We start from the raw sequence: 20,800 nt of genomic DNA, 5'->3' as shown, positions 1-20,800 counted from the left end.
AATTAGTCTGTTTTATCGAATTATTGGGTTTATTTTATTTAGCCTGTTTTATTGAGTTGTGCAGTTTGTTTTGAGTATGACTTCACTCATTTTATTGCCCATTTAGGTTGCCTGAAAAATTATGTCTGCTCCTGCCGATAGCCTTGCCAAAGTTGATACTTTTATTGCGCCGCCTTGTCTCGGGCAAATACGCGTGCTCTATCAAGATAGCGATATTCTGCTGATTGATAAGCCGAGCGGATTATTGAGTCTGTCGGGGAAGAATCCGCTCAATCTCGACTCAGTGCATTATCGCTTAGTGCAGGATTTTCCGACGGCCACTTTGCTGCACAGGCTCGATTTTGGCACTTCGGGCATCATGCTGGTGGCGTTGAATAAAAGCGTGAATGGCTTGCTGACCAAGCAGTTTCAGGCACGTACGATCGAGAAGCGTTATACCGCCTTGTTGCACGGACATATCGCCGCTGACAGCGGGGTGATTAATCTACCGATCGCTAAAGATGTCGATCATTTCCCACTACAAAAAATTTGCCACAGTACAGGTAAAGTTGCGATCAGCGAATATCGGGTGCTGGAACGGTCAACCGAGCCTTTCGCCACGCGGGTCGAGTTTACCCCGGTTTCTGGCCGAACCCATCAACTGCGGATCCACAGTCAGCAATTTGGTCACTCGATTCTGGGGTGCGATCTCTATGGTGGCGTGGGTGAGAGTGTGGCTGATAACGCTGCTGCAGCTGATCCAGACATGACTAAGAGAGTGAGTAACAGCAGATTAATGCTACATGCGACCCGCTTAGCGTTTAATCATCCTATTACGGGTGAGCGTATCGACTGGCTTTGCGAGTGTCCTTTCTAAGTGCTTGCTAAAGAGTTATAGAGTTTTGTGCTTAGCACTTAGAAATCAAAACTTAGCACTTAAAACGTAGAGCAATCGATTTAGTTGCCCAGTCCGATACGTTCGGTCTGCATTGGCGGCGCATCGTTGGGGAGCCAAGTATGGTAAATCGTTGCGAAGGTGCCATCCGCTTTTATCGCTTCTAGGGCGCTTTTCCACTGCTCGATCACCTCATTGGGCGTGCCTTGTGAGAAGGCAATGTAAAGATGATTAGCGCTAATTGTGAAGAGGGACTCTACATCATCAATACTCGCGCCCGCATCCGACAAAATACTTGGCGCAGTGAGATTGGCATTACACCAAAGGTCGATGCGGTGCTTCATCAATTGTTTCGCACTTAACAAGGGCGCTGATGAGGCGGCGACATTGGTAAAGCCGTGTTCGGTAAGCAAGCGCTCCTCCACCGATGCACGATAGACGCCAATTGCCTTCGCCGTTTTAGCATCTTCTATCGAGGTAATTTTTATGCCGCTATTTTTTAAGGCATAAAAATTGGTCGTGCCGACAGCAACGGGTCCTATCATAGTAAACATCTGTTCCCTTTCTGCGGTGCGCGTCATTGTGAACAACACAGTGTTGGGCTGCTCGGTCAGCATTTTCCAGCCGCGAGCCCAAGGTACGACTTTAATTGGATCTGGGTTCTTGATGCGTTTTTGAATTTCTTCTACGACTTGCACCGCTAAACCAGCAGGTTTGCCATCGATAGAGAAACTGATCGGTGACCATTCTTCTGTATAGATGTTTAGCGGCTGTGCGCGCAGGGGAAAAGCGCCGCAGAAGATAAGTGATAGCAAAAAGCTTGTGACTAGTTTCATTAATAACCCTAAAAATTAGAATGTTATAATTGAGTCTCACTGCTTGCTCTTGAAACGATTAAAGATGAACGCTGTGTTCAAATCAAGTATAGCTAGGGGTTCATTTTCTAAGAGTAAATTTAATATACCGTTTTGAACGATAAAAAAAGAGCGCGAGTATGGCGCTCTTAGGTGGTTTTTTATCAATGCTGACTTAAGCCTGTTCGATAAACATCAGGCTCGATAAACGTCACGCATCAGATTATCAATGCAGTGGACAACACGCATACTGGCGTCCTCCATTGAGTGCAGTTGTTTAACCATTTCAGGCAGATTACCTTTTTGCCTGGCATTGAGCGCGGCTTTACCCGCTTCGTGCACCGCTTTATGTGGTGCATCTAAGGCTTTGAAGTTACTCAAATGCTGATAATTCTCAGCGCCAAATCCTTTGAAATACCATTGTCCGAGACGGCACTCAGTGTGCGAGTTCACACTGTGGTTATGCTGTGGTTTTTCAATTAATTGATAAACGCTGCTTTTCCAGACGGCGTGGTCGAGCTTAGTGGTATTTAAGAATGACGCGGTAGCAGCGTTATGGATAACCTGCTGCATTTGCTTTGAGCGATGCAGTACATCTTCAACCACTTGGCCGATTTGGGTAGAAGAGCTGGCAACATCGATAGCGCTGCTTTGATTGTTATGGACAATTTCTTTAATTTCAGCCGCTTGAATGACGATTTGTTTCACGAGTTTTTCAATGTGGCTACTGGCTTCGTGGGCTTTACTGGCAAGTTGGCGCACTTCATCGGCAACTACTGCAAAACCGCGTCCCGCTTCGCCTGCGCGAGCGGCTTCAATGGCGGCATTCAATGCCAGCAAGTTTGTTTGTTCTGAGATGCCTTGAATCGCGGCGACAAATTGGTTAATTGAAGAGGTCGTCGCATCTAGTTCAGTAACGGCTTTCATACTGCTCGACGCTTGCTCATTAATATAAGTCGCCCTAGTGCCTAAACTTGCCACGGCGATGCGGGTTTGATCAAAAATCTTATCGAGCTCTGACAGTGAATCTTGTTCAGCGGTAAGTAATTCGGCGCTGTTGGCTAATCCTTCGCGCACCGCATTGAGCATGTCTCCACCTTGGTTTTGGCAGGCAATGACCTCAGTGTAGTGATCGGCATTTTGCCGTGATTGCTGCTGCATAGTCTCATTTTCACGGATCATGCCACGCAGTTCATCGATTTCATTTTGGCGTTGTTGTTCTAATTGGATAAGCCGCTCTTTAAGCGCCTTATTTTCAGCTTTGAGCTGGGAATTAAACCACATAAAAAAAACCTCTAACGTCGCAAGGACTATGGCTATTGCTTATCGATTTACAGTGACTGGGCTCAGCGGTAAATATTGCAATGTTAATAAAAAGTAAAACCATTTGGGTGTTGAAATATTAACTGATCCTTGCGCTTTATTCTTAATTTTTTTAGGGTTTTTGTCGCTTTAATGCGTTGGCGCAAATTAACCCTATTTTTTGAATGAAAAGTGAACCAAGCTGACATTGAAAACTGGGTCAAGTCAGCTGGTTCACTTTGAGGTTTTATCGCTATTGATTAGCGCTATGAAGGCTTTATTGCATGCCTATGGCATGGGTAAGTCGAGCACCATAGTCGCAATGCTGAAATAAACCAGCACGCCTATGATATCGGCGATGGAGGTGATGAGTGGCGCACTCGCCGCCGCAGGATCCATCTTCAATTTGCTCAGTAAGAAGGGCAGAGACATACCAATCAAGCTGCCTATAATCACCACGATTTGCATAGTGAGCGCGACAACCAGTGCGATTTCAGGCCCGCCACGCCAAAATCCTAGCAAGGACACTGCCGCTGCCATACTGGCACCTAATAATCCGGCGACAAATAACTCACGGCCTAACATAGATAGCCAGTCCTTGAGTACCACTTCCCCTGTGGCTAGGCCGCGTACCATTAAGGTCGCCGATTGTGATCCCGCATTACCGCCGCTATCGATAAGTAGCGGCAGGAAGAAGACCAAGGAAACATAACTGGCAATCGTGTCTTCGAAAAACGCGATACCTGCCCCTGAGAAGATATTGCCAAACACCAAAATCACCAGCCAAACCACGCGCTTGCGGTAGAGTAAGCCTATGCTGGCTGTCTTGAGGTTATGGTCAATATTGCCTATGGCCGCGGTTTTCGTGAACTCAAGATCCGCCTGTGAGCTGGCAATATCCATAGCGTCATCATAGGTGACGATACCGACAAGCTGGCCTTTGCCATTGACTACAGGCAGTGCCATCAAGTCGTAATGGGCGATCATCTGCACCGCTTCTTCGCGAAATGCATTGGCATCGAGCGCGACGGGATCGGGTTTCATAAAGTCGACCACTCGCTCGTGCGGCTGCGCCAGCAATAACTGTCTTAAAGACACAGTACCAATCAAGCGACCTAACATGTCCACCACATAGGTTTGATAAATGGTTTCCTTATCGGCGGCCTCAGTGCGTAGGGTATCAATGGCTTCTGCCGCAGTATGGCGGCTATTGAGCAAGGTGTAATCCGAAGTCATGACCGCGCCGACCTTCGCTTTATCATAGGCGGCGAGGGTGCGCATATCTTCCCGTTTGGCCAATGCGAGCGCAGGTAAAATGGCCGCTTGCTGGTTTTCATCGAGCAGATTGTAAAGGTCGGCACGTTCATCGGCCGCCATGTGCACCAGCAGCGCAGATAGCGTGGTTTTATCTAATTGCTGAACTAAGCTTGCCTGCAATTCGTCGGTCAGGTAGCGAAACAGATTGGCGCAAACCTTAGGTGAGGCCAGTTGCAACAATAGGACTTGTTGAGCTTGATTAAAGACGTTAAAAACGGCAGCGATATCGGCAGGATGGCGCTTTTCGGCTAATTCAGCCATGGCGCTGGCACTGCGTTGCTCGATAATCATCTGTAGGTTATGGATGATTTTTTTGGTGTTGTTTGTGCTGTTATTCATGTTCATAGTTCATTCTCTCAACGATCTAGTGACCAAAGTAAAAGGTGATGTCTGCGCCAAGTTGCAGCGCGTTGCCACGAAGGGCATTGCCTAAGCTCAATTCCAGCTGTAGCTGTCGTTGCGGCGTGTGTTGATAGGCGAACTGATAGGCCGCCTCACTCAACTCTTTTTGATAAAGTTCGGCTATCACGCGATGGTGACTACTGAGTTCATAGGCCGCCGCTATGCCCGCAAGTAATTGGGTCGATTCATTAAACTTATGGGTGAAACCTAGGTTGGCATACAGGCTGACATCGGAATCGCCTAAGTTTTTGCCAACAATGCCAAAGGCTTCGGTGGCAAATCCGTTGCCGATATCGAGGTTTTTCTGCAAGTTGATCACCACTGCGCTGTGCCAATCATCCTGCTGCCGATCTGAATCCGAACCTGAATCTGAGTAAGAGCTTAAGTTGAGCGGTAGCTTGATACCGACTTCAGCTTGCTCCTCACGAATAGCGTCATTGGCATTGGACGCTAATCCTAAATGCCATTCCCATTGATTGCGGCTGCAAGTCGTGGTTGCGTTAAATTGTGGGCGAGCATGATCCGACCTAGGTTGTTGCCAGCCGAGTTCTAATTCGCAGTGTTCTGCGAGGGCAGGATCATCCACTTCAAGATGAGATGCTGCCGCACTCATGCTGTAGTACAAGCTGAAACTTGCACAGGATAAAGACCGCAAAATTGCTGCGTTGTTTATGTAAGCCATGTTAAGGCTCCTCAGGTGTAAACCCTTAGGTGTAAACCCTTAGGTGTAAACCCTTAGGTGTTAATCCATCGGGTAAACGGAGGGTACTGAGGCAAAAACTTGCTTTGAGATGCAAAAAATACACATAACTGAACCCCAGCGAATATGCTGGAATTGCGAAAAGCGCAGCCATAGGCTCAGGCTTTATGGTTTGTGATTGATATTTTGGGGGAGGCGGAGTGAAGAATGGTTCACACTACTACCCTGCTTAGCAGGTAGCAGCAAAATATTGCGGGCTAGTGCTAGGCGTTAAATCCTGTCTTTTGGACAGGGCATCTACTGTCGCTTATGTGTGTGCCCACAGTGGGTCTCCGCAATGATTAAAAGTCGCCATCATTCTAATGGGCCAAAAGTGAAAGTCAACCGCACAAGTCGTTACCTATGTTTTTGTTTAAATTTAGATTTTAATCAGATGTAAATATTATGGTATTGCTTGAGTTTGTGTATGGTTATTGGGCTGGTTGATGGATTTATGTGCAGCGGCTTGTTGTTGATTTGTTTGTTTTATGGGCGTTGGCTGTAATGCTGACTCTATAAGGTGTCTAATCTTTATTATCGGATATCAGGTATTGGATATTGATGCGTCGATTGAGTTTGACTAACACCTTATCTTAAATGGATTATTTGGCATTGATGCGTATCGGGTATACCCTTGTTGTGTCTGTTTCTGTGAGTCAAACTGATCTCTCGGACAAATTAAGACAGGTCGCCGTATTCAGATTTGGAGGTATTAAGCCGTGGCATACAATATCGATGTTGATGGGTTGGACTCCATGGCTGCGGCTGTTGAACATAATGACATCGAACAGATGAGAGTCGCCAATATCAAAATCGCCAGTATCAATCTGTTTAACTTTATAGAGCCGCCTTTGGCTTACTACGACTTTGAAAACATCTATAGCCATGGTCAGTGGCAGAAAAAGTGCCAATGGCTGAGTGAGTTTCTCACCCATCGCCAGCCCGATATTGTCGGATTTCAAGAAGTGTTTAGCCCTGAACCACTCAAACGAATCGCCAGCGAGCAAGGGCTAGTGCATTTTGCTGTCATTGATGCGCCAACTCTTATCAGTGATTACATTTATCGTAGCCCAGTGGTCGCGCTTGCCTCCCGTTATCCCATAGTGGAAATCAGCAGTGTCGAACCTGATGCGCGTTTAGTGGCGGCGATGGGATTATCGAGTGAATTTGCTTTTAGCCGTAAGGTGCTGCGCGCAACCGTTGAGGTGCCGCATATCGGTAAGTGTGATTTTTATGTGGTGCACTTTAAGTCAAAACGCGCTGGATTAGCGCTCGAGCCTAATCTAATTGAACCTAAGCGATTTGAAAATCAGCCCCTAGGATTCGATAACTCGGCGCCAGCAGCGAGCATGAAACTGCATTCAGAAACCCAATTACTCACAGAGCAAGCCTTAGGTCGCTGGGCATCAACCATGCAGCGCGGCGCGGAAGCTGCGTTATTATTCAATTGCATATTGGTTCGCAGGCAAGAATCTAAATATCCCGTCATCGTGATGGGAGACTTTAATGACAGCCTGACAATGGGCGCCTTAGATGCACTAATGATACAGGGCGAGAGTATCCACAGTAATGACATTAAAGCCGCTGGCCTTGGGCATTTATCGGATGCGGCGTTAGCGGCGGTGTTTGCTCAATATCAGCTTAAGGATGCCTATGAGTTATGTCTTGAGGCCAATCAGCAGGACAGTTTGACGGGTAATACCGCTTTCCATAGGGAACACAGAGCGGCGACCCATTACTATGGCCCCAAAGGTTCTGTGCTGGATTATATTTTGCTTTCGAGCGAGTTTGATGCGAGCCATGGCCGCAGTTTAGCGCAAGTGGTGGATTATCAAACCTGCGACAGGCACTTAGTCAGACCCGAATATGAGCGCGATGCCTACAGTACAGATCATGCGCCAGTGATTGTTGAGTTGGCGCTGCGGAGTTAATTACTCATTCAGTTGAGCTCGCTAAATCAAGCCAAATAAAACAACTTAAACTCACTCAAGTTAATTCACTTTAAATCTGGCTAACACTCAATCTCCAAACCGATTTGCGCATTAGGCGATATCGCGGATAAGCCCCATTTGAAACCAAGCTTGCAGTGCCTGCAGCACTTGCATCGGCGCCTGCGCGTCGCTAAAAAATGCTAACATCATTTCGCATTGTTCGGCAAAGGTGGCACCACCAATAAATCCCTGCAGCAGGGCGAGTTGATATTCGGATAGGGAAATAAACTCAGTTAATCGGCTTTCGCCACGCCAAAGTAACCAAGCTCGTTTGCCTTGATAATCGGGACTGGGCGGTGATGCTTGCTGTTTTAATGCTTGCCAAGTTTCAACCGCATTACTGTTGCATTGGAATAGCTGCATGCTGGGGTGAAAACGCAGTTGGCAACCTGGCCATTGCTCGGCAGGCAGTGCTTGCAGGCGGGCAAAAGTGGCGCGTTCGGTATCAAAAGCATCGAAGGCATTCAATAAACGCCGCTCGAAGCGGGCAATATCGGCAATGATCGGATACTGACTGAAAAACGCATCTTGGGTTAAGTAGTCGGGCAGGGCATCGGCAAAACTGCGCAGTGAGGTAAACGTCGATGGCTGACTGGCAATATAACCTTTGGCCATACGCTCGAAGAGTTCATCACCCAGATAGATGCCCAGCATTTCGTGGTCGGTTTCGAGGGTTTCGGTTAAACGAATGCGATAGGCATTGGCATAGATCTGCATCCGAATATCGGCATTAATGCCGCCTTGCTCGGCAATCTTATCTTTGAAGGTTTGCGTGGTTTGCTCAAGGGTAGACGGCGTATCTACCGCCGCGCTCGCCAGCAGATAATCCATAAATGCGTGTTGCAGCTGCTGAAGTTGGCTCATGCGGTAACCTTTCCTTCATGCATGTTCTTTCTACCTTTGGCGGCGTTGAGTGGATGCGCCTTACCTAAGGTATCGCGGGCGATATTTCTGGCAATCGTGAGTTCGGCTTCGAGGGCGGAAAACTCGGGGATATTGGCGTCACGTTCTATCATAGTGCTGATGCCGCCAAAACGTTTCAGTGCCGCGCGGTAGAGGTCCCACAAGCTGCTCGGTACATCATGGTCGTGTGTGTCTATCACATAGTCGCCATAGTCGCTGTGTCCGGCGAGGTGGAATTGCTGCACCCGTTTGGGATTGATTTTATTTAAATAGTCCAACGGGTTGAAATTATGATTGCGAGCACTGACATAAATATTATTGATGTCTAACAAGATTAGACAGTCTGCAGCCTCGGCAACGGCATTAACGAACTCCCATTCGTCCATGCTGGAATCTTGATAGGACAAGTAGCTAGAAACGTTCTCCATCAAAATGCGCCGACCTAAAAAGTCTTGCACGGTTCTAATCCGTTGCGCTACATGCTTAACGGTTTCTTCGGTATAGGGTAGTGGCAGGAGATCATGGCTGTTCACCCCGTGAATTGAGGTCCAGCAGATATGATCGGAAATCCATTGGGGCTGCACATCGTTAGCGAGCTGCTTTAAGGCTTTAAGGTAATCCATATTGAGCGGATCGGTACTGCCAATCGACAGGGAAACACCGTGCATGACTAAGGGATAACGCTCGCCAATTTCCTTGAGGTAATAGCGGGGTTTACCGCCAGCGACCATGTAGTTTTCCGAGAGCACTTCAAACCAATCGATATCGGGCTCAGTATTGAGCACGACATCAAAATGCTGTGTCCTCAGACCTAAGCCAAAACCTAATGGTGCTTGCGTAATGACATCTTGCGCCACATTGACTCCTTATCCTTAAGTTTTCTGCTGCTGTTGTATGGGTTAACAGGGTGGTAAACAGGGGGATAAACGTGACCAGCACAAACTGGTCACGATTTATAATCGGCATATTGGCGTTTAAGCGCCTGCTCTGCCGCCGATATCACCGCAGGATTTTGCCGGTGCTGCAACAAAACCACTGCCTTTACAGCTGGCGTGGCCCGCACAGGCGTTGTCAGCAGTTTTACAATCGTTATGGCCTTTGCAGGTGTTAACGCCATAGCAGTGAACGAGTTCGGCGTTAGCAATTTTGCCCACCCAGTCATCTGCGACTTTACCGCCGACATCACCACAGCTTTTTGATGGCATAGCCACAAAACCACTGCCTTTGCAGCTGGCGTGTCCGGCACAGGCGTTATCGGCGGTTTTGCAATCGTTATGGCCTTTACAGGCATTTACACCATAACAATGTACGAGATCGGTACTGTCAGCGCCAGCCATAGGTTCGGCGGCATTGGCGTAACCCGCCATGCTTGCCATTGCCATCGCTAATGCGGCGCCTGTCAGTGCAGTTTGTGTTTTCTTATTCATGATCTAATCCTTTTGAGTGTGACTGCTAATGAGTAATCTTAATTTGGTTGCTTTGATAACGACTGCTGTAAATCGACGACTTATAAAGCAATGACTAATAAACACAGGAGTAAGCCTAGTTGTTATCGAGCGATTCGTTTGAATATCTTGTGCGCTGGCTAAACGAGCCTTTCGAATGCGCAGTGCTTTTTCCTGTTGCGCTAATGAGACCCGCACTTAGACCAATATCTTTCAATTTAAGTTAAAATGATGTTGTGATAATCGAGACCTGCGCGATCGAGAGAGTCGGGAAATCGCCCTATTTATGGAAAAAAATGGCGTTTCTTACACAGGTTTTACGACGTAAATAAGGTATGATCGGCAACCCGTGGATGATGGTAAATAGGCGCTGCGGCGCGTTCAGTACTCGCACTCAGGTGACATTGGGTATATCATCCGTTTCCCATTTTTTAGACTGCAGCCCTTTTTTAGTGGCGGCACTATTTTTAAAGGCAACTATGGCTATCAGAATCAAACTTAAACCCGGCCGCGAGAAGTCACTCGAGCGTCGCCATCCTTGGGTATTTTCCAATGCTATTCATAACATTAAGGGAAAACCTGAAGCGGGTGAGACAGTCGATGTGGTCGCGCATGATGGTCATTGGTTAGGTCGTGGTGCTTGGTCGCCTGAGTCGCAAATCCAAGTGCGGATTTGGACTTTTGATCGCGAAGAAGAAATTGATCGCGCGTTTTTTGCCAGACGTTTGCAGCGGGCGCAAATCGGCCGTAACGATCTGATCCGCGAGCAAGGCTTAACGGGCTATCGTTTAGTGGCCGCCGAGTCCGATGGTTTACCTGGGATCACCATCGACAGATACGCCAATGTGTTGGTGTGCCAGTTACTGAGCACAGGTGCTGATTTATGGCGCGACACCTTAGTTGAGTTATTGGCCGAGCAATATCCTGATTGCGCTATCTATGAGCGTTCCGATGTGGATTCGCGTAAGAAAGAAGGCCTGCTGCCTGTTACGGGTTTGCTGCATGGCACTCTGCCTGAAATGCCAGTGATTATCGAAGAAAACGGCATCAAGATCGCCGTCGATGTGATTAAAGGCCATAAGACAGGTTTCTATCTCGATCAACGGGATAACCGCGCCATTGCTGCCCGTTTTGTGAAAGATAAATCGGTATTGAACTGTTTTTGCTACACGGGCACCTTCGGTTTGTACGCCGCCAAAGCGGGCGCCGCCAGCATAGAAAATGTCGATGTGTCTTCTTTAGCATTAGCGACGGCGCGCCAAAACATGCAAGTGAACGGTTTGAGTGATGACAATGTGCATTACAATGAAGCCGATGTGTTTAAGTTGCTGCGCCAATACCGTGATGAGGGCAAGACCTTCGATGTGATCGTACTCGACCCGCCTAAGTTTGCTGATAATAAGGCGCAGTTAAACGGGGCTTGCCGTGGTTATAAAGACATCAACATGATTGCATTGCAGTTGTTGAATCCGGGCGGCGTGTTATTGACCTTCTCTTGCTCGGGATTAATGCCTGCGGATCTGTTCCAAAAAATCGTGGCCGATGCTGCGCTCGATGCGAAACGTGAAATCCAGTTTATTGAACGCTTAAGCCAAGCGAGCGATCACCCTATCGGTAGCGCCTTCCCAGAAGGATTCTACTTAAAAGGCTTAGTCGCCAGAGCTTGGTAAGAGCGGCAAGAGCTTGGTAGATAGTCGCTAGAGCTTAAGCCAAGCGTTTGATATAAGCTGCCTGCGATGTGGGTTTAGTTAGAGAATAGGCCGTTTAGTCAGAGAATAGATGGCTGAGTCAGATAACATTGAACCCTAAAAAACCATAAAAAATGCCAGCCCTTTGAAAAAGTGGCTGGCATTTTTATTGCGTATTTTTACCGTGTTTTTACATCAGCAGCCTTGTGACTGCGATGGAAGCTTTAACGCTTAACTTATTTGGCGGTAAAGGTTTTTACGCCATCAGGGGTGCCGACTAACAACACATCTGCGCCGCGTTTAGCGAACAGACCGTTAGTGACGACACCGACGATCTCATTGATCTGACTTTCCAATTCTTTTGGATTAAGGATCTTAAGATTGTACACATCGAGGATCACGTTGCCGTTATCGGTAACAACGCCTTCACGGTACACAGGATCGCCGCCTAGCTTAACTAACTGACGTGCCACATAAGAGCGCGCCATAGGAATGACTTCAACTGGCAGTGGGAATTCACCTAGGATGTCGACTTGCTTAGTGTTATCCACGATACAAATAAACTTTTCAGCCACAGCCGCGACAATTTTCTCGCGAGTTAATGCCGCGCCGCCACCTTTAATCATATCCATGCGGTCGTTGATTTCATCGGCACCGTCCACATAGACAGATAAACGATCGACGCTGTTTAAGTCATAAACGGGGATACCCAGCGCCTTCATTTTCTGAGTTGATGCCTCAGAGCTAGAGACTGCGCCTTCGATATCGGCTTTCATGGTTGCCAGTGCATCAATAAAGTGATTCACAGTCGAACCCGTACCAACACCAACAATGCTGTCTTTTTCAACGTACTTAAGTGCGGCCCAACCGGCAGCTTTTTTCATTTCATCTTGAGTCATGTTGACATCCTGTAACGGCAAATGAGTAAAAAATTCTGCGCTTAGTATACTCTTTTCCGATAAATAATGTGGCGCAATTCCGCCTTAGCTGTGATCTAGATTGCAGGCTGGTCAATATCAGTCAGCGGCCCCAATAACCTAAGCAACTGAAGTAGTTAAGTTGGAAAGCATTTCGCTATACGTCACTAATCTAACTAAGCTACTATGGCAAAAGCAGAATGGTTTATAGATGATTTGTAGAGGGATTTAGCATGGCTGGCGCAAGTTTATTAACCTTACTTGACGATATCGCATCGATTTTGGATGACGTAGCGGTAATGAGTAAAGTGGCGGCAAAGAAAACCGCAGGTGTACTGGGGGACGATCTAGCCCTCAACGCTCAACAAGTCACAGGTGTGAGTGCCGATCGTGAATTGCCCGTTGTTTGGGCGGTAGCTAAGGGATCGTTTCGTAATAAATGCATTTTAGTGCCCGCAGCCCTGCTGATAAGCGCCTTTATTCCTTGGGCGGTAACGCCGTTATTGATGTTTGGTGGACTGTTTTTGTGTTACGAAGGATTCGAAAAGCTGCACCACAGCTATAGCCACAGAAAAGGCCTACCACACAGCGAAACGCAAGAGGAAAGCGAACTTCCAGACATCAAAGATTTAGCCGCTTACGAGGCTGAAAAAGTCAAAGGCGCGATTCGTACCGACTTTGTGTTATCGGCGGAGATTATCGCGATTACCTTAGGCATAGTGGCGGACAAATCCCTATCGACGCAGTTTTTCACCTTATCCGTTATCGGGATCATCATGACCATAGGTGTGTATGGTTTAGTGGCCGCGATTGTGAAAATGGACGATGCGGGTTTGTACTTGAGTCAGCGTGAAGGCGAGTCGGCCTTAACGCAAATGAACCGTAAACTGGGTTTTGGTTTATTGAGCGCCGCACCTGTGCTGATGAAAAGTTTAACCATTATCGGCACTGCGGCCATGTTTATGGTGGGCGGCGGGATTTTAACCCATGGCTTACACATGATTGGCGAGCAAATTCACCATGCTGAGCAAGCCGTCGCGGCTATGGGCTTTGTCGGACCTGTGCTTGCCGTACTGACGCCAAGTGTGCTTAATGGCCTATTTGGCGTTGTTGCTGGCGCAGTCGCCCTTGCTGTGATGACAGGGATACAGAAGCTGCGTGGCGAGTGAGGTGCGCGCATCGACAATCGAGGGTTAACTCAACAAGGAAGGGCGATGATGAAGTTAATGAAGTACTGTATCTCCCCGAGTAAGTTGGCTTGGTTACGCAAAGAATTAGGTAAAGATGCCAACGGCTTGATTGCAGCAATGGATGCTGCGGGCACGGCTTATCTCGATAAGCTCAATGCATCGACCGAGGCGTTAGAGGGAGAGTCGTTAGAAGGTGAGGTGGCTGAGACTGACACGCCCACCAATGCGAAGACTCAGACTCAGCGGCAAGCGCAGCGTCAGTTGGCGTATTTGTGGTTGCAGCAGCGGATTGCCTTAGCGACTCGTATCGATGATGCTGACATGGCGGCATTAGCGGCCTTTGAATTTCAACAGTTCCACATTGAAGTGGTTCAACCATCGGAGTTCGATGCGGTTGTCGCGCGATTACAGGCTGAGCCAGTCCTAGGTTTTGATACTGAAACCCGTGCGAGTTTTGAGTGCGGCGTACAACATCCCCTGAGCCTTATCCAAATCGCGACAGCGGACGCTTGTTATCTATTTCAACATGCCATTTTAGGTGAGCAATTCACCCAGTTAAAAACCGTATTAGAAGATGAAAATATACTCAAAGTCGGCGTTGGTTTACGCAGTGATGCGCAGGCTCTCAAGCGGCAATGGGGCATCAATGTCGCTTCAAAGTTAGATTTAAACTGGGCACTGGCGCAACTTGGGGCGGAGAAAGAAATGGGGACGCGCCAATTGGTGGCGACTCTGCTGGGCACCCGTATCGATAAACCGAAAAAAATCACCCTATCGAATTGGCAGCATGTGCCTTTATCTAGCGCGCAAATCGATTATGCCGCCGCCGATGCCTTGGCGGCGCTCATGTGTTTCAATGCGTTAATCACTCAGCTGACGCCTTTTTATCATGCATCGAGTGCCACAAAAGCCGCGCCGTTAATCCCTTTGAGTCTAGCGGCGCCATTGGCGAAATATTTTAAGGATGTTGCATGAAGCGCAAAAACCAAGATGCCGCAAAGGAAAACATCAGGCCATCACACTCGGATATGAGCTCGCAGGGCACCAGTACCTTAGGTTTGATTTACCGCGTGCTGGGCATGTTGATCCTGTTAGCGATGATTACCCTTGGGGTAAATGCCTGGGCTTAGTGATTTTGTGAGCATCTGCTAACAGGTAAAAATAAAGGAGAACGCTATGTTAGATGCCATTTGTGAACTCGAAACAGAGGATCATTTAACAGCGAGAACCACTTACAGTGTTTTTAAGTTTCAGCAATTACCCGATGAAGATATCGAGCGCTTACGACAATGGTTAATTTGCCCTGCGTGCGGCGGAAAAGCGTATTTCCGTAAAGCTTCCAAGGATGGCAAAGCCGCCTGTTTCGGCTCGCGTTATCACCAAGCTGATTGCATTGAATTTAAACCCTCGGCGCAAAAATCCCGCGAGGAACAAGATGCTATCGAAGTTCAGCAACAGCTGGTGGACGCCGATGCATTGATGATCGATTTCAGCCGCAAGCCTCGCCGCTATTCTTCCGCAAATAAAGCATCCACTGCGTCATCCGCAAGTAAGACCGCGCCGACGTCTAAGTCGTCTTCTATATCTGAGTCGTCACCAGTACCTGTTGCATCGTCAGCGGACGGTCAAGTGCAAGAGTCGAAAACAGACTATCAAGTTAACACTGCGGCACGCACAACCGAGAAACGGGTGCCAAGCCAAGGGCTCGAAAAGTTACTGCACAGTTTATTGCGCGGTACAGATCTGGCGAAATCTGATCTCTGGGTATATACAGACAGTGAGCGCAAATACCGTTGGCGGGCGAAGAACCTGTTCGTCAACTTTGCCGATGCCGACCCGCTTGATAACAAACCCCACATGTATTGGGGCACAATATCCCATACAGACCCGACCATGAGCTGGCTTAATCCCGCTGACAGTAAAGATATCGGCATTCCTATCGATGGGATAAAACAGCCATTATTGGCGCAATTTGAAATAGAAGATAAACGCTGCCTAGAAGGGGCGGGATTGATTTTATTTGGCAAATGTTTTTGGAATAAAGAAAAGACCCGCAAAATTATTCAGCTGTGGAATAACGATTTGCAGCGGATTTTTATCTCGAAGCTGGAAGATTAGCTTTGGGCAGAAACTAGAATTGGGGAGAGAAAAGGGGCTATTCCCGACGTACAAAAACGTCACGGCAAAAGTCCCTATCTATTCTATTACTCATAACGCTGATTAAAGCGTTTACTTGCCGCAGCACTTCTTGAATTTTTGACCGCTACCACAAGCGCAAGGCTCGTTACGATTCGGTTTCTTCTCGAACGTTGTGGTCTTAGGTTTATTCAATAAACCTTCTAACTCAAGGATATCTTCAGCAACATCAGCATTGACTTCGATATTGGCGAACAGCTGGTGTTCGGCAACAATCGCGGCAACTTCGAGTTTACGCGCTTCATCTGCAACGATTAATTGCAGAGGGAAAGCTTCTGTACCCGGTTTAGCGGCACGCTTAGTGTTGTAACCAAAGCTCTCATGCTTTGGCTTAGGCGTTTTACGACCTTTGAAGAAAAATTTGTCAGACATCTTGGTTCCGTCGAGCAGTGTATGAAATTGACGATGCTTATACTATAAAACGCCGATTTTATAAATCGAACTCAGATCTTTTTTCGATAAATGTGTGGCTTTTGCCATTAAGTGGTCCAAAACTTGTCGAAACAACCATATCTGTCGAATTTACTGCAGTGATTCTAGCTAGGACATTAGGGCGGCTAATTCTCTAGATAATGCATTCGTTAAAACATCGTGCCCGATATGCGGTGGCTTTTTAATCTCAGTGGTAATTAATTCAACAGTAATCGTCTAACTTGTTTGAAAAACCTTCAGTTAATGAGTTTTGTCATAAAAAGTACTTTACCTTTGGAAGTGCTTTTAGCATAATGCCCCACGTCAACAGGGGTGTAGTTCCAATTGGTAGAACAGCGGTCTCCAAAACCGATGGTTGCGGGTTCGAGTCCTGCCACCCCTGCCAAATAAAACAACGGCTTGCATAGAAATATGCGAGCCGTTTTATTTTGCGTAGAATAAAACGTAGAAAATGATTTTACTCGGATTGAATAAGTAGTCATTTTTTAACGCTACCAATTGTCGGTACTATTTCCACTTTCCTGTCGTAGGTGTTCACTTGTGCCAAGGTTTTATGGCCCGAGTATTGTTGCTTCTCTGACAGTGTTCCCTCAAAGTCTGATACACCTTTAGCCTTAATATCATGGAACGTGAAAGTGCGTTCAATCTGCGGATAATCCATTTCCATTTTTGCCATCGCTCGCTTCCAAGCACTGCGCAATCCATCTTGTGTTAATTTCCCGCTGGGATGTTTATTAATGACATAAATACTGGCAATGCCTGAATGCAGAGTTCTTGCTTCGGCAATCGCTTTTCGCAGTCGAGGCGACCAAGCTTTGATTTGCTTTTTCCCTGTTTTACCCTGTTGGATAAACAAGCCATCTTCATTAACCTGCGACCAAGTTAATTGCAAAACATCACCTTGCCTTGCTGCACATAGGTAACTTATTTCACAGGCAATTTTTAACCTTATCTCTGCACATGAAAGCAGGGCGTCGAACTCCGAATCCGTAATATATCTATCGCGAGCTTTTACCTTAAACTTTTTAACCCCTTTTGCGGGATTGCTTTTACAGCGCCCACGTTCATAACCCCAAGCAAACATCACGCTAGCTGCCGCGAGTTCATGGTTTGCTTGGGTCTTACTTGATTGCCCCCTTAGATCCATATATCGCCTAATATGATGTGGCTCAATTCGGTCCGGTAACATACTGCCAAACACTTTACTGAACACATTAAGTTCACGGTCCCGATCTCGCTGGGTTCTGGGGGCAAGCTCTTTAAAGTTTGCACTATCCAAATACTCCATAGCTAAACGGTTAACCGTGTACTCAAGACTAAGCTCAGCCACTGCCTTTTCGTATGCAGTCCATACCTCGGCTTTACTCGCCGTGATTTTGCACAGCACCTTAGTCGAGTTAGGACGCTTAATCACATAACAAATTGGCTTTCCAGCACGGCGATGAATGTAGACTGAAGGTGGTAACCAAGCATCCTCAGGTTTACGTTTACGCATTGCTTAGTGCTCCAAAGTTGGGCTCGCTTGATTTGTGATGAACCAACATACCCCGAGGATTATTCACAAAATCCCAAGTGACAGAAGGTTTACCATCGGCACGTATAAAGCAGTTTATGCCCTGATCACGTAACCATTTTACTTGCGCACCTGGGCGCTTTAATCCACTCAATACTTCAAGTTCAGCATCAGTTAATAGCTGGCTCATGGTCTAAACTCCTTCACATAGTTATGGCTTACCAACATGGATAACACCTGTTGAAGCTTCATGCCGCAACCTTATCTTTCGGTGCGAAGAACAGTGCGACGGGGCCATCTTCGGTGTCGTGAATACTCAGCAAGAATGAGCCGGCCTTGTCGCAAACGGGGTGCCAATCGCTGATATCGTTGTCGCCCTCGTCAAAGTAGCGCTCGATTAAGTTTTCAGGCGCATCGAGTTCAAACCAAATCGCCACAAACTCGCCGCCTTGGCGCGCCGCCCATGCTTCACACTCAACACGGGTCACGCCTTCATCCCACTCGGGCAAATCTGGATGGGTCCAATAACCTTCTTCACGTTCTACAGTTGCTGCTTGTATCGACTTCATGCTGCTTCTCCTTTTATCCTGAGTTTTGATTCTGCGTTGAGTGCGAATACTTCGGCGTCGGCTTGGCCGAAGTCGCTGCACTCGATGGCGTTAAAAGACTTACAAATGCCCCAGCCGTGGTAATTGTTGGGGGTGTACTTCACTTCGATTTGTTGCTGTTCGCACATCAAGGTGAAGTAGGGCTTAGATAACGTGACCACGCCCGCTTTGGTACTGAACGCATTCATGCCGCCTCCTTGTTTTGGTTGTCGCTTGTTTGGTTTACTGGCGGATGGCAGGGCAGGCGCATTGGGTGATATCGGTACGAATACACTATGGTGCGGCTAATGCCCTTGGCTAAGTTGGTTAAGCCGTTGCCCAATGCTTGCCAGTAGAGGCAATCTAACGCGCCGAGTGCCAGTGCGATTTTGATGCTGTCGCCCGTTTTGGCCTTGAGTAACAGGCTTAACTTATGGCTGCGATAATGGTTTAACAGATGGCGAAACGCCGCTGATTGAGTCATTTAGGCCACCTGCTTCGGTTGCAAAGAGCTTGATTGCAAATGAGCCGATTGCAGCTTGGCCCAGTCGATGGCTTTAATGGCCTCGACCGTAGCGGCGATTTGCTCTAGCTTCTTTTGCCCGCGCATAAAGTTCGACAGTTCAATGCCGTGGCGAGCCGCCGCGCGTTCGGCGGGTAGGGCGCTGGTGTAATGAAGCGTTAACGCGGCAATCACCTCGGGCGAACTAATGCGGGTAAGCGACAGCAATAACGCAACGCGCTCTTGTGATTCAAAGCCTGGGAGTAAGTGGTTCATGCTTCACCGCCTGTGGTACTGATCACCCTGAACTCGATTACCCACACCCACGGGTTAGCATCAACGTTGTGATAGATTTGCTCCCAAGTGCGCAGGAATGCCGCTCGCGGCTTCTCATACCAGCCCGCCGATTTCGCCGCGGCAGAGCATGAATGATCAAAACCCTCTTTTATGGCATCGTCTTCTGAGATCTCATTTAATCGCTCAACCCGAACGGCGGTGACTTCCAGCAGAATGCGCGCCGCCCAGCGTGGCATGTGGATAGAGGGAATAAACCCGCGATATTCTGCGCCACGGTAATCAAAGTCTTCGTCACCCGTGCCCGCCGTTAATCCGCCACAGACATAATGCAAATCAGGCCAGTGTGCTTTGGTCATTGCCTCACGTACCCACAGCTGATCACCAAGCGTGCCGAACGGTGAAACAAACGCGCAATCCTCACTGCTAACCCCAAAAGCATCATCATTTGCGGGTTGATAGAATCCGCGTTTATCAATGATTGTCGGTGTATACCATTCGGCATTTTTAGAAAATGGCGCCCATTCATCATGCGGCTGAGCTTTAAACATTCTTCGCGTCTGCGTTTTACGGCCATCAAGAATGGCGCGCACCATTTCGGTGTTGAAAATAATAGGGCGCTGTTTCATGCTGCCACCTCGTCACATGGGTATTGCTTCCTTACATTGTTCATCGCGTCTTCCATGGTGGGGTGACGCTCATTCATTCGGCCTTCACGTTGATGGCGCTTATGTGCAACGAGCTTTAACATGCGTGGGCCCGATGGCTCGATTTGAAAGCGGATCATGCGGTCATGTGCAAGAACGACGGCAGTCGTGAGGGCGCTATAGTCGAAGGTAGACATGTAATGCGCGCTAGTACTGTTGATTGATAACCCGTGATCACCACAGGCTTGGATTTTGCCAAACATGTGATTACCGCCGTTGTGAATGTCACAAAGGAAATCAAAACACTCACGTTGATCTGCATTGAGCCAAGGGTAATGTTTGGCGTAAAAATCATGTTCGTTGCTCATGCTGCCTCCTTGCTTTGGGTGGCTTCGTCGTATTGGCGGATGGCAAAAACGATGGCGTAACAGCACCAGATAAAGCGATAGGTGAAGGGGTCTTTCCAGCCATCCCAAAAATCATCTAACGTCATGCCGCCTGCATCTTCCTCATCCCAATGATTGAGGCGATAAACCACATCCCACTCGGCGTTTTCGCGGTTTTGGGTAAACTCCTTAACAGCATTGGTCGCGCTGCTAATCGCCTCAGCCTCTTCTTCGTTCGTTGGGTCCAGCCCTTCAATAAACCACTGCAAAAACTGCTCAAGGCGTTGATCGGCTTCTTTGGCATCAAACTCACGAGTGCCGTCGGTTTTACACTCAGCCAGTACCTTTTCTTCCCAGTAACTCGCGTTAACACCCCAGTCATCACCGCTTTGGCGAAAGAAGCAAAACATGTCCTGAACCCGAGAAAATACGTAACAGCCCATATCGCCACTGATGCACAAATGCTGCGGCCATGTGGTGATCTCAAAGCGATGCTCAAAGCTGCCTTGGCTGAGTACCATGTGGCGGAACACGCCATCATCTTTAAGAATGGTGAGTTGATGTTCGGCCACATCGTTTAAAAATGTTGCTCTCGTTGGGTGCGTCATACGCTATTCCTTC

At 47.8% G+C, this 20,800-nt stretch carries 25 protein-coding genes and 1 tRNA gene; 8 read left to right on the top strand and 18 right to left on the bottom strand.

Annotated elements, in window-relative coordinates; genetic code table 11:
• Window positions 1–121 precede the first annotated feature (121 nt).
• Window positions 122–856: an RluA family pseudouridine synthase gene (locus Q4Q54_RS00245; RefSeq protein ID WP_311987110.1), complete on the top strand. Its 735-nt coding sequence runs from the start codon at window positions 122–124 to the stop codon at window positions 854–856.
• Between the two features lie 80 nt (window positions 857–936).
• Here the strand turns inward: Q4Q54_RS00245 and Q4Q54_RS00240 are convergent, their stop codons facing one another.
• From Q4Q54_RS00240 to Q4Q54_RS00225, 4 genes are all read right to left on the bottom strand, one after another.
• Complete coding sequence (locus Q4Q54_RS00240; protein ID WP_259483255.1) at window positions 937–1,710, bottom strand: ABC transporter substrate-binding protein; 774 nt, start codon at window positions 1,708–1,710, stop codon at window positions 937–939.
• 213 nt (window positions 1,711–1,923) lie between these two features.
• On the bottom strand, window positions 1,924–3,012 hold the full coding sequence (locus Q4Q54_RS00235) for a methyl-accepting chemotaxis protein (RefSeq protein ID WP_311987109.1): 1,089 nt from the start codon (window positions 3,010–3,012) through the stop codon (window positions 1,924–1,926).
• 306 nt (window positions 3,013–3,318) lie between these two features.
• Window positions 3,319–4,692 carry a magnesium transporter gene (gene mgtE / locus Q4Q54_RS00230; RefSeq protein WP_311987107.1) on the bottom strand — a complete coding sequence of 458 codons (1,374 nt, stop codon included), beginning with the start codon at window positions 4,690–4,692 and terminating at the stop codon, window positions 3,319–3,321.
• Window positions 4,693–4,711: 19 nt separating this feature from the next.
• Window positions 4,712–5,431 (bottom strand): hypothetical protein, encoded by a 720-nt coding sequence (locus Q4Q54_RS00225; RefSeq protein ID WP_259573186.1) that lies wholly within the window; start codon window positions 5,429–5,431, stop codon window positions 4,712–4,714.
• A gap of 776 nt (window positions 5,432–6,207) precedes the next feature.
• Between Q4Q54_RS00225 and Q4Q54_RS00220 the strand changes: the two genes are divergently transcribed.
• Window positions 6,208–7,419 (top strand): endonuclease/exonuclease/phosphatase family protein, encoded by a 1,212-nt coding sequence (locus Q4Q54_RS00220; RefSeq protein WP_311987104.1) that lies wholly within the window; start codon window positions 6,208–6,210, stop codon window positions 7,417–7,419.
• A 111-nt stretch (window positions 7,420–7,530) separates the two neighbouring features.
• Here Q4Q54_RS00220 and Q4Q54_RS00215 read toward each other — a convergent pair whose 3' ends face one another.
• The 3 genes from Q4Q54_RS00215 to Q4Q54_RS00205 all read right to left on the bottom strand — a co-directional run bounded on the left by Q4Q54_RS00215 (window position 7,531) and on the right by Q4Q54_RS00205 (window position 9,809).
• Window positions 7,531–8,343: a DNA-binding domain-containing protein gene (locus tag Q4Q54_RS00215; RefSeq protein ID WP_006082776.1), complete on the bottom strand. Its 813-nt coding sequence runs from the start codon at window positions 8,341–8,343 to the stop codon at window positions 7,531–7,533.
• A complete protein-coding gene (locus Q4Q54_RS00210; RefSeq protein ID WP_311987101.1) occupies window positions 8,340–9,239 on the bottom strand; it encodes a DUF692 domain-containing protein in 900 nt (299 codons plus the stop codon). Before Q4Q54_RS00210 ends, Q4Q54_RS00215 begins: the two co-directional genes overlap by 4 nt.
• Window positions 9,240–9,356: 117 nt before the next feature.
• The gene (locus Q4Q54_RS00205; RefSeq protein WP_311889890.1) at window positions 9,357–9,809 is read right to left on the bottom strand and encodes a hypothetical protein; all 453 of its coding nucleotides are present in this window, start codon (window positions 9,807–9,809) and stop codon (window positions 9,357–9,359) included.
• 497 nt (window positions 9,810–10,306) lie between these two features.
• On the opposite strand from Q4Q54_RS00205, the gene Q4Q54_RS00200 reads away from it, so the two are divergent.
• Entirely contained in the window at window positions 10,307–11,497 is a 1,191-nt protein-coding gene (locus Q4Q54_RS00200) for a class I SAM-dependent rRNA methyltransferase (protein WP_106651397.1), read from the top strand.
• A gap of 254 nt (window positions 11,498–11,751) precedes the next feature.
• Here the strand turns inward: Q4Q54_RS00200 and rpiA are convergent, their stop codons facing one another.
• Window positions 11,752–12,414, bottom strand: coding sequence for a ribose-5-phosphate isomerase RpiA (gene rpiA, locus Q4Q54_RS00195; protein ID WP_028761507.1), 663 nt, complete (start codon window positions 12,412–12,414; stop codon window positions 11,752–11,754).
• Between the two features lie 251 nt (window positions 12,415–12,665).
• Between rpiA and Q4Q54_RS00190 the strand changes: the two genes are divergently transcribed.
• From Q4Q54_RS00190 to Q4Q54_RS00175, 4 genes are read left to right on the top strand one after another with little or no spacing between them, the layout of a single operon-like run.
• On the top strand, window positions 12,666–13,601 hold the full coding sequence (locus Q4Q54_RS00190; RefSeq protein WP_311987099.1) for a DUF808 domain-containing protein: 936 nt from the start codon (window positions 12,666–12,668) through the stop codon (window positions 13,599–13,601).
• 48 nt (window positions 13,602–13,649) lie between these two features.
• A complete protein-coding gene (locus Q4Q54_RS00185; RefSeq protein WP_311987451.1) occupies window positions 13,650–14,597 on the top strand; it encodes a 3'-5' exonuclease in 948 nt (315 codons plus the stop codon).
• Complete coding sequence (locus Q4Q54_RS00180; protein WP_311987097.1) at window positions 14,594–14,752, top strand: hypothetical protein; 159 nt, start codon at window positions 14,594–14,596, stop codon at window positions 14,750–14,752. Before Q4Q54_RS00185 ends, Q4Q54_RS00180 begins: the two co-directional genes overlap by 4 nt.
• Before the next feature lie 46 nt (window positions 14,753–14,798).
• Window positions 14,799–15,740: a hypothetical protein gene (locus Q4Q54_RS00175; protein WP_311900302.1), complete on the top strand. Its 942-nt coding sequence runs from the start codon at window positions 14,799–14,801 to the stop codon at window positions 15,738–15,740.
• Between the two features lie 111 nt (window positions 15,741–15,851).
• Here the strand turns inward: Q4Q54_RS00175 and Q4Q54_RS00170 are convergent, their stop codons facing one another.
• Window positions 15,852–16,190, bottom strand: coding sequence for a PBPRA1643 family SWIM/SEC-C metal-binding motif protein (locus Q4Q54_RS00170; RefSeq protein ID WP_106651392.1), 339 nt, complete (start codon window positions 16,188–16,190; stop codon window positions 15,852–15,854).
• Between the two features lie 368 nt (window positions 16,191–16,558).
• Between Q4Q54_RS00170 and Q4Q54_RS00165 the strand changes: the two genes are divergently transcribed.
• Window positions 16,559–16,635, top strand: a tRNA-Trp gene (locus tag Q4Q54_RS00165).
• 93 nt (window positions 16,636–16,728) lie between these two features.
• Here the strand turns inward: Q4Q54_RS00165 and Q4Q54_RS00160 are convergent.
• From Q4Q54_RS00160 to Q4Q54_RS00120, 9 genes are read right to left on the bottom strand one after another with little or no spacing between them, the layout of a single operon-like run.
• Window positions 16,729–17,745, bottom strand: coding sequence for a tyrosine-type recombinase/integrase (locus Q4Q54_RS00160; RefSeq protein ID WP_311987095.1), 1,017 nt, complete (start codon window positions 17,743–17,745; stop codon window positions 16,729–16,731).
• Entirely contained in the window at window positions 17,738–17,953 is a 216-nt protein-coding gene (locus tag Q4Q54_RS00155; protein ID WP_006083887.1) for a DUF4224 domain-containing protein, read from the bottom strand. The genes Q4Q54_RS00160 and Q4Q54_RS00155 overlap by 8 nt, the downstream gene beginning before the upstream one ends.
• A 58-nt stretch (window positions 17,954–18,011) precedes the next feature.
• Window positions 18,012–18,332 carry a hypothetical protein gene (locus tag Q4Q54_RS00150; protein ID WP_311987093.1) on the bottom strand — a complete coding sequence of 107 codons (321 nt, stop codon included), beginning with the start codon at window positions 18,330–18,332 and terminating at the stop codon, window positions 18,012–18,014.
• On the bottom strand, window positions 18,329–18,559 hold the full coding sequence (locus tag Q4Q54_RS00145) for a hypothetical protein (RefSeq protein ID WP_311987091.1): 231 nt from the start codon (window positions 18,557–18,559) through the stop codon (window positions 18,329–18,331). Before Q4Q54_RS00145 ends, Q4Q54_RS00150 begins: the two co-directional genes overlap by 4 nt.
• Window positions 18,556–18,834 (bottom strand): hypothetical protein, encoded by a 279-nt coding sequence (locus Q4Q54_RS00140; RefSeq protein ID WP_311987089.1) that lies wholly within the window; start codon window positions 18,832–18,834, stop codon window positions 18,556–18,558. The genes Q4Q54_RS00145 and Q4Q54_RS00140 overlap by 4 nt, the downstream gene beginning before the upstream one ends.
• The gene (locus tag Q4Q54_RS00135; protein WP_311987087.1) at window positions 18,835–19,128 is read right to left on the bottom strand and encodes a hypothetical protein; all 294 of its coding nucleotides are present in this window, start codon (window positions 19,126–19,128) and stop codon (window positions 18,835–18,837) included.
• The gene (locus tag Q4Q54_RS00130) at window positions 19,125–19,775 is read right to left on the bottom strand and encodes a hypothetical protein (RefSeq protein ID WP_311987085.1); all 651 of its coding nucleotides are present in this window, start codon (window positions 19,773–19,775) and stop codon (window positions 19,125–19,127) included. Before Q4Q54_RS00130 ends, Q4Q54_RS00135 begins: the two co-directional genes overlap by 4 nt.
• Window positions 19,772–20,161, bottom strand: coding sequence for a hypothetical protein (locus Q4Q54_RS00125; RefSeq protein WP_311987083.1), 390 nt, complete (start codon window positions 20,159–20,161; stop codon window positions 19,772–19,774). Before Q4Q54_RS00125 ends, Q4Q54_RS00130 begins: the two co-directional genes overlap by 4 nt.
• On the bottom strand, window positions 20,158–20,787 hold the full coding sequence (locus Q4Q54_RS00120) for a hypothetical protein (protein ID WP_311987081.1): 630 nt from the start codon (window positions 20,785–20,787) through the stop codon (window positions 20,158–20,160). Before Q4Q54_RS00120 ends, Q4Q54_RS00125 begins: the two co-directional genes overlap by 4 nt.
• Window positions 20,788–20,800 lie beyond the last annotated feature (13 nt).

It is taken from the genome of Shewanella sp. SP2S2-4, assembly GCF_031932025.1.
GTDB lineage: Bacteria > Pseudomonadota > Gammaproteobacteria > Enterobacterales > Shewanellaceae > Shewanella > Shewanella baltica.
This window is presented reverse-complemented; position numbering and strand designations above follow the sequence as displayed.

What these genes read in the sequence shown, in the direction of transcription:
- Q4Q54_RS00175 (WP_311900302.1), top strand. Translation starts at nt 14,799, where the DNA reads ATGTTAGATGCCATTTGTGAACTCGAAACAGAGGATCATTTAACAGCG.
- mgtE (WP_311987107.1), bottom strand. Translation starts at nt 4,692, where the DNA reads ATGAACATGAATAACAGCACAAACAACACCAAAAAAATCATCCATAAC.
- Q4Q54_RS00145 (WP_311987091.1), bottom strand. Translation starts at nt 18,559, where the DNA reads ATGAATGCGTTCAGTACCAAAGCGGGCGTGGTCACGTTATCTAAGCCC.
- Q4Q54_RS00235 (WP_311987109.1), bottom strand. Translation starts at nt 3,012, where the DNA reads ATGTGGTTTAATTCCCAGCTCAAAGCTGAAAATAAGGCGCTTAAAGAG.
- Q4Q54_RS00170 (WP_106651392.1), bottom strand. Translation starts at nt 16,190, where the DNA reads ATGTCTGACAAATTTTTCTTCAAAGGTCGTAAAACGCCTAAGCCAAAG.
- Q4Q54_RS00150 (WP_311987093.1), bottom strand. Translation starts at nt 18,332, where the DNA reads ATGAAGTCGATACAAGCAGCAACTGTAGAACGTGAAGAAGGTTATTGG.
- Q4Q54_RS00180 (WP_311987097.1), top strand. Translation starts at nt 14,594, where the DNA reads ATGAAGCGCAAAAACCAAGATGCCGCAAAGGAAAACATCAGGCCATCA.
- rpiA (WP_028761507.1), bottom strand. Translation starts at nt 12,414, where the DNA reads ATGACTCAAGATGAAATGAAAAAAGCTGCCGGTTGGGCCGCACTTAAG.
- Q4Q54_RS00245 (WP_311987110.1), top strand. Translation starts at nt 122, where the DNA reads ATGTCTGCTCCTGCCGATAGCCTTGCCAAAGTTGATACTTTTATTGCG.
- Q4Q54_RS00130 (WP_311987085.1), bottom strand. Translation starts at nt 19,775, where the DNA reads ATGAAACAGCGCCCTATTATTTTCAACACCGAAATGGTGCGCGCCATT.
- Q4Q54_RS00205 (WP_311889890.1), bottom strand. Translation starts at nt 9,809, where the DNA reads ATGAATAAGAAAACACAAACTGCACTGACAGGCGCCGCATTAGCGATG.
- Q4Q54_RS00215 (WP_006082776.1), bottom strand. Translation starts at nt 8,343, where the DNA reads ATGAGCCAACTTCAGCAGCTGCAACACGCATTTATGGATTATCTGCTG.
- Q4Q54_RS00160 (WP_311987095.1), bottom strand. Translation starts at nt 17,745, where the DNA reads ATGCGTAAACGTAAACCTGAGGATGCTTGGTTACCACCTTCAGTCTAC.
- Q4Q54_RS00125 (WP_311987083.1), bottom strand. Translation starts at nt 20,161, where the DNA reads ATGAGCAACGAACATGATTTTTACGCCAAACATTACCCTTGGCTCAAT.
- Q4Q54_RS00185 (WP_311987451.1), top strand. Translation starts at nt 13,650, where the DNA reads ATGAAGTTAATGAAGTACTGTATCTCCCCGAGTAAGTTGGCTTGGTTA.
- Q4Q54_RS00240 (WP_259483255.1), bottom strand. Translation starts at nt 1,710, where the DNA reads ATGAAACTAGTCACAAGCTTTTTGCTATCACTTATCTTCTGCGGCGCT.
- Q4Q54_RS00200 (WP_106651397.1), top strand. Translation starts at nt 10,307, where the DNA reads ATGGCTATCAGAATCAAACTTAAACCCGGCCGCGAGAAGTCACTCGAG.
- Q4Q54_RS00155 (WP_006083887.1), bottom strand. Translation starts at nt 17,953, where the DNA reads ATGAGCCAGCTATTAACTGATGCTGAACTTGAAGTATTGAGTGGATTA.
- Q4Q54_RS00140 (WP_311987089.1), bottom strand. Translation starts at nt 18,834, where the DNA reads ATGACTCAATCAGCGGCGTTTCGCCATCTGTTAAACCATTATCGCAGC.
- Q4Q54_RS00225 (WP_259573186.1), bottom strand. Translation starts at nt 5,431, where the DNA reads ATGGCTTACATAAACAACGCAGCAATTTTGCGGTCTTTATCCTGTGCA.
- Q4Q54_RS00135 (WP_311987087.1), bottom strand. Translation starts at nt 19,128, where the DNA reads ATGAACCACTTACTCCCAGGCTTTGAATCACAAGAGCGCGTTGCGTTA.
- Q4Q54_RS00120 (WP_311987081.1), bottom strand. Translation starts at nt 20,787, where the DNA reads ATGACGCACCCAACGAGAGCAACATTTTTAAACGATGTGGCCGAACAT.
- Q4Q54_RS00190 (WP_311987099.1), top strand. Translation starts at nt 12,666, where the DNA reads ATGGCTGGCGCAAGTTTATTAACCTTACTTGACGATATCGCATCGATT.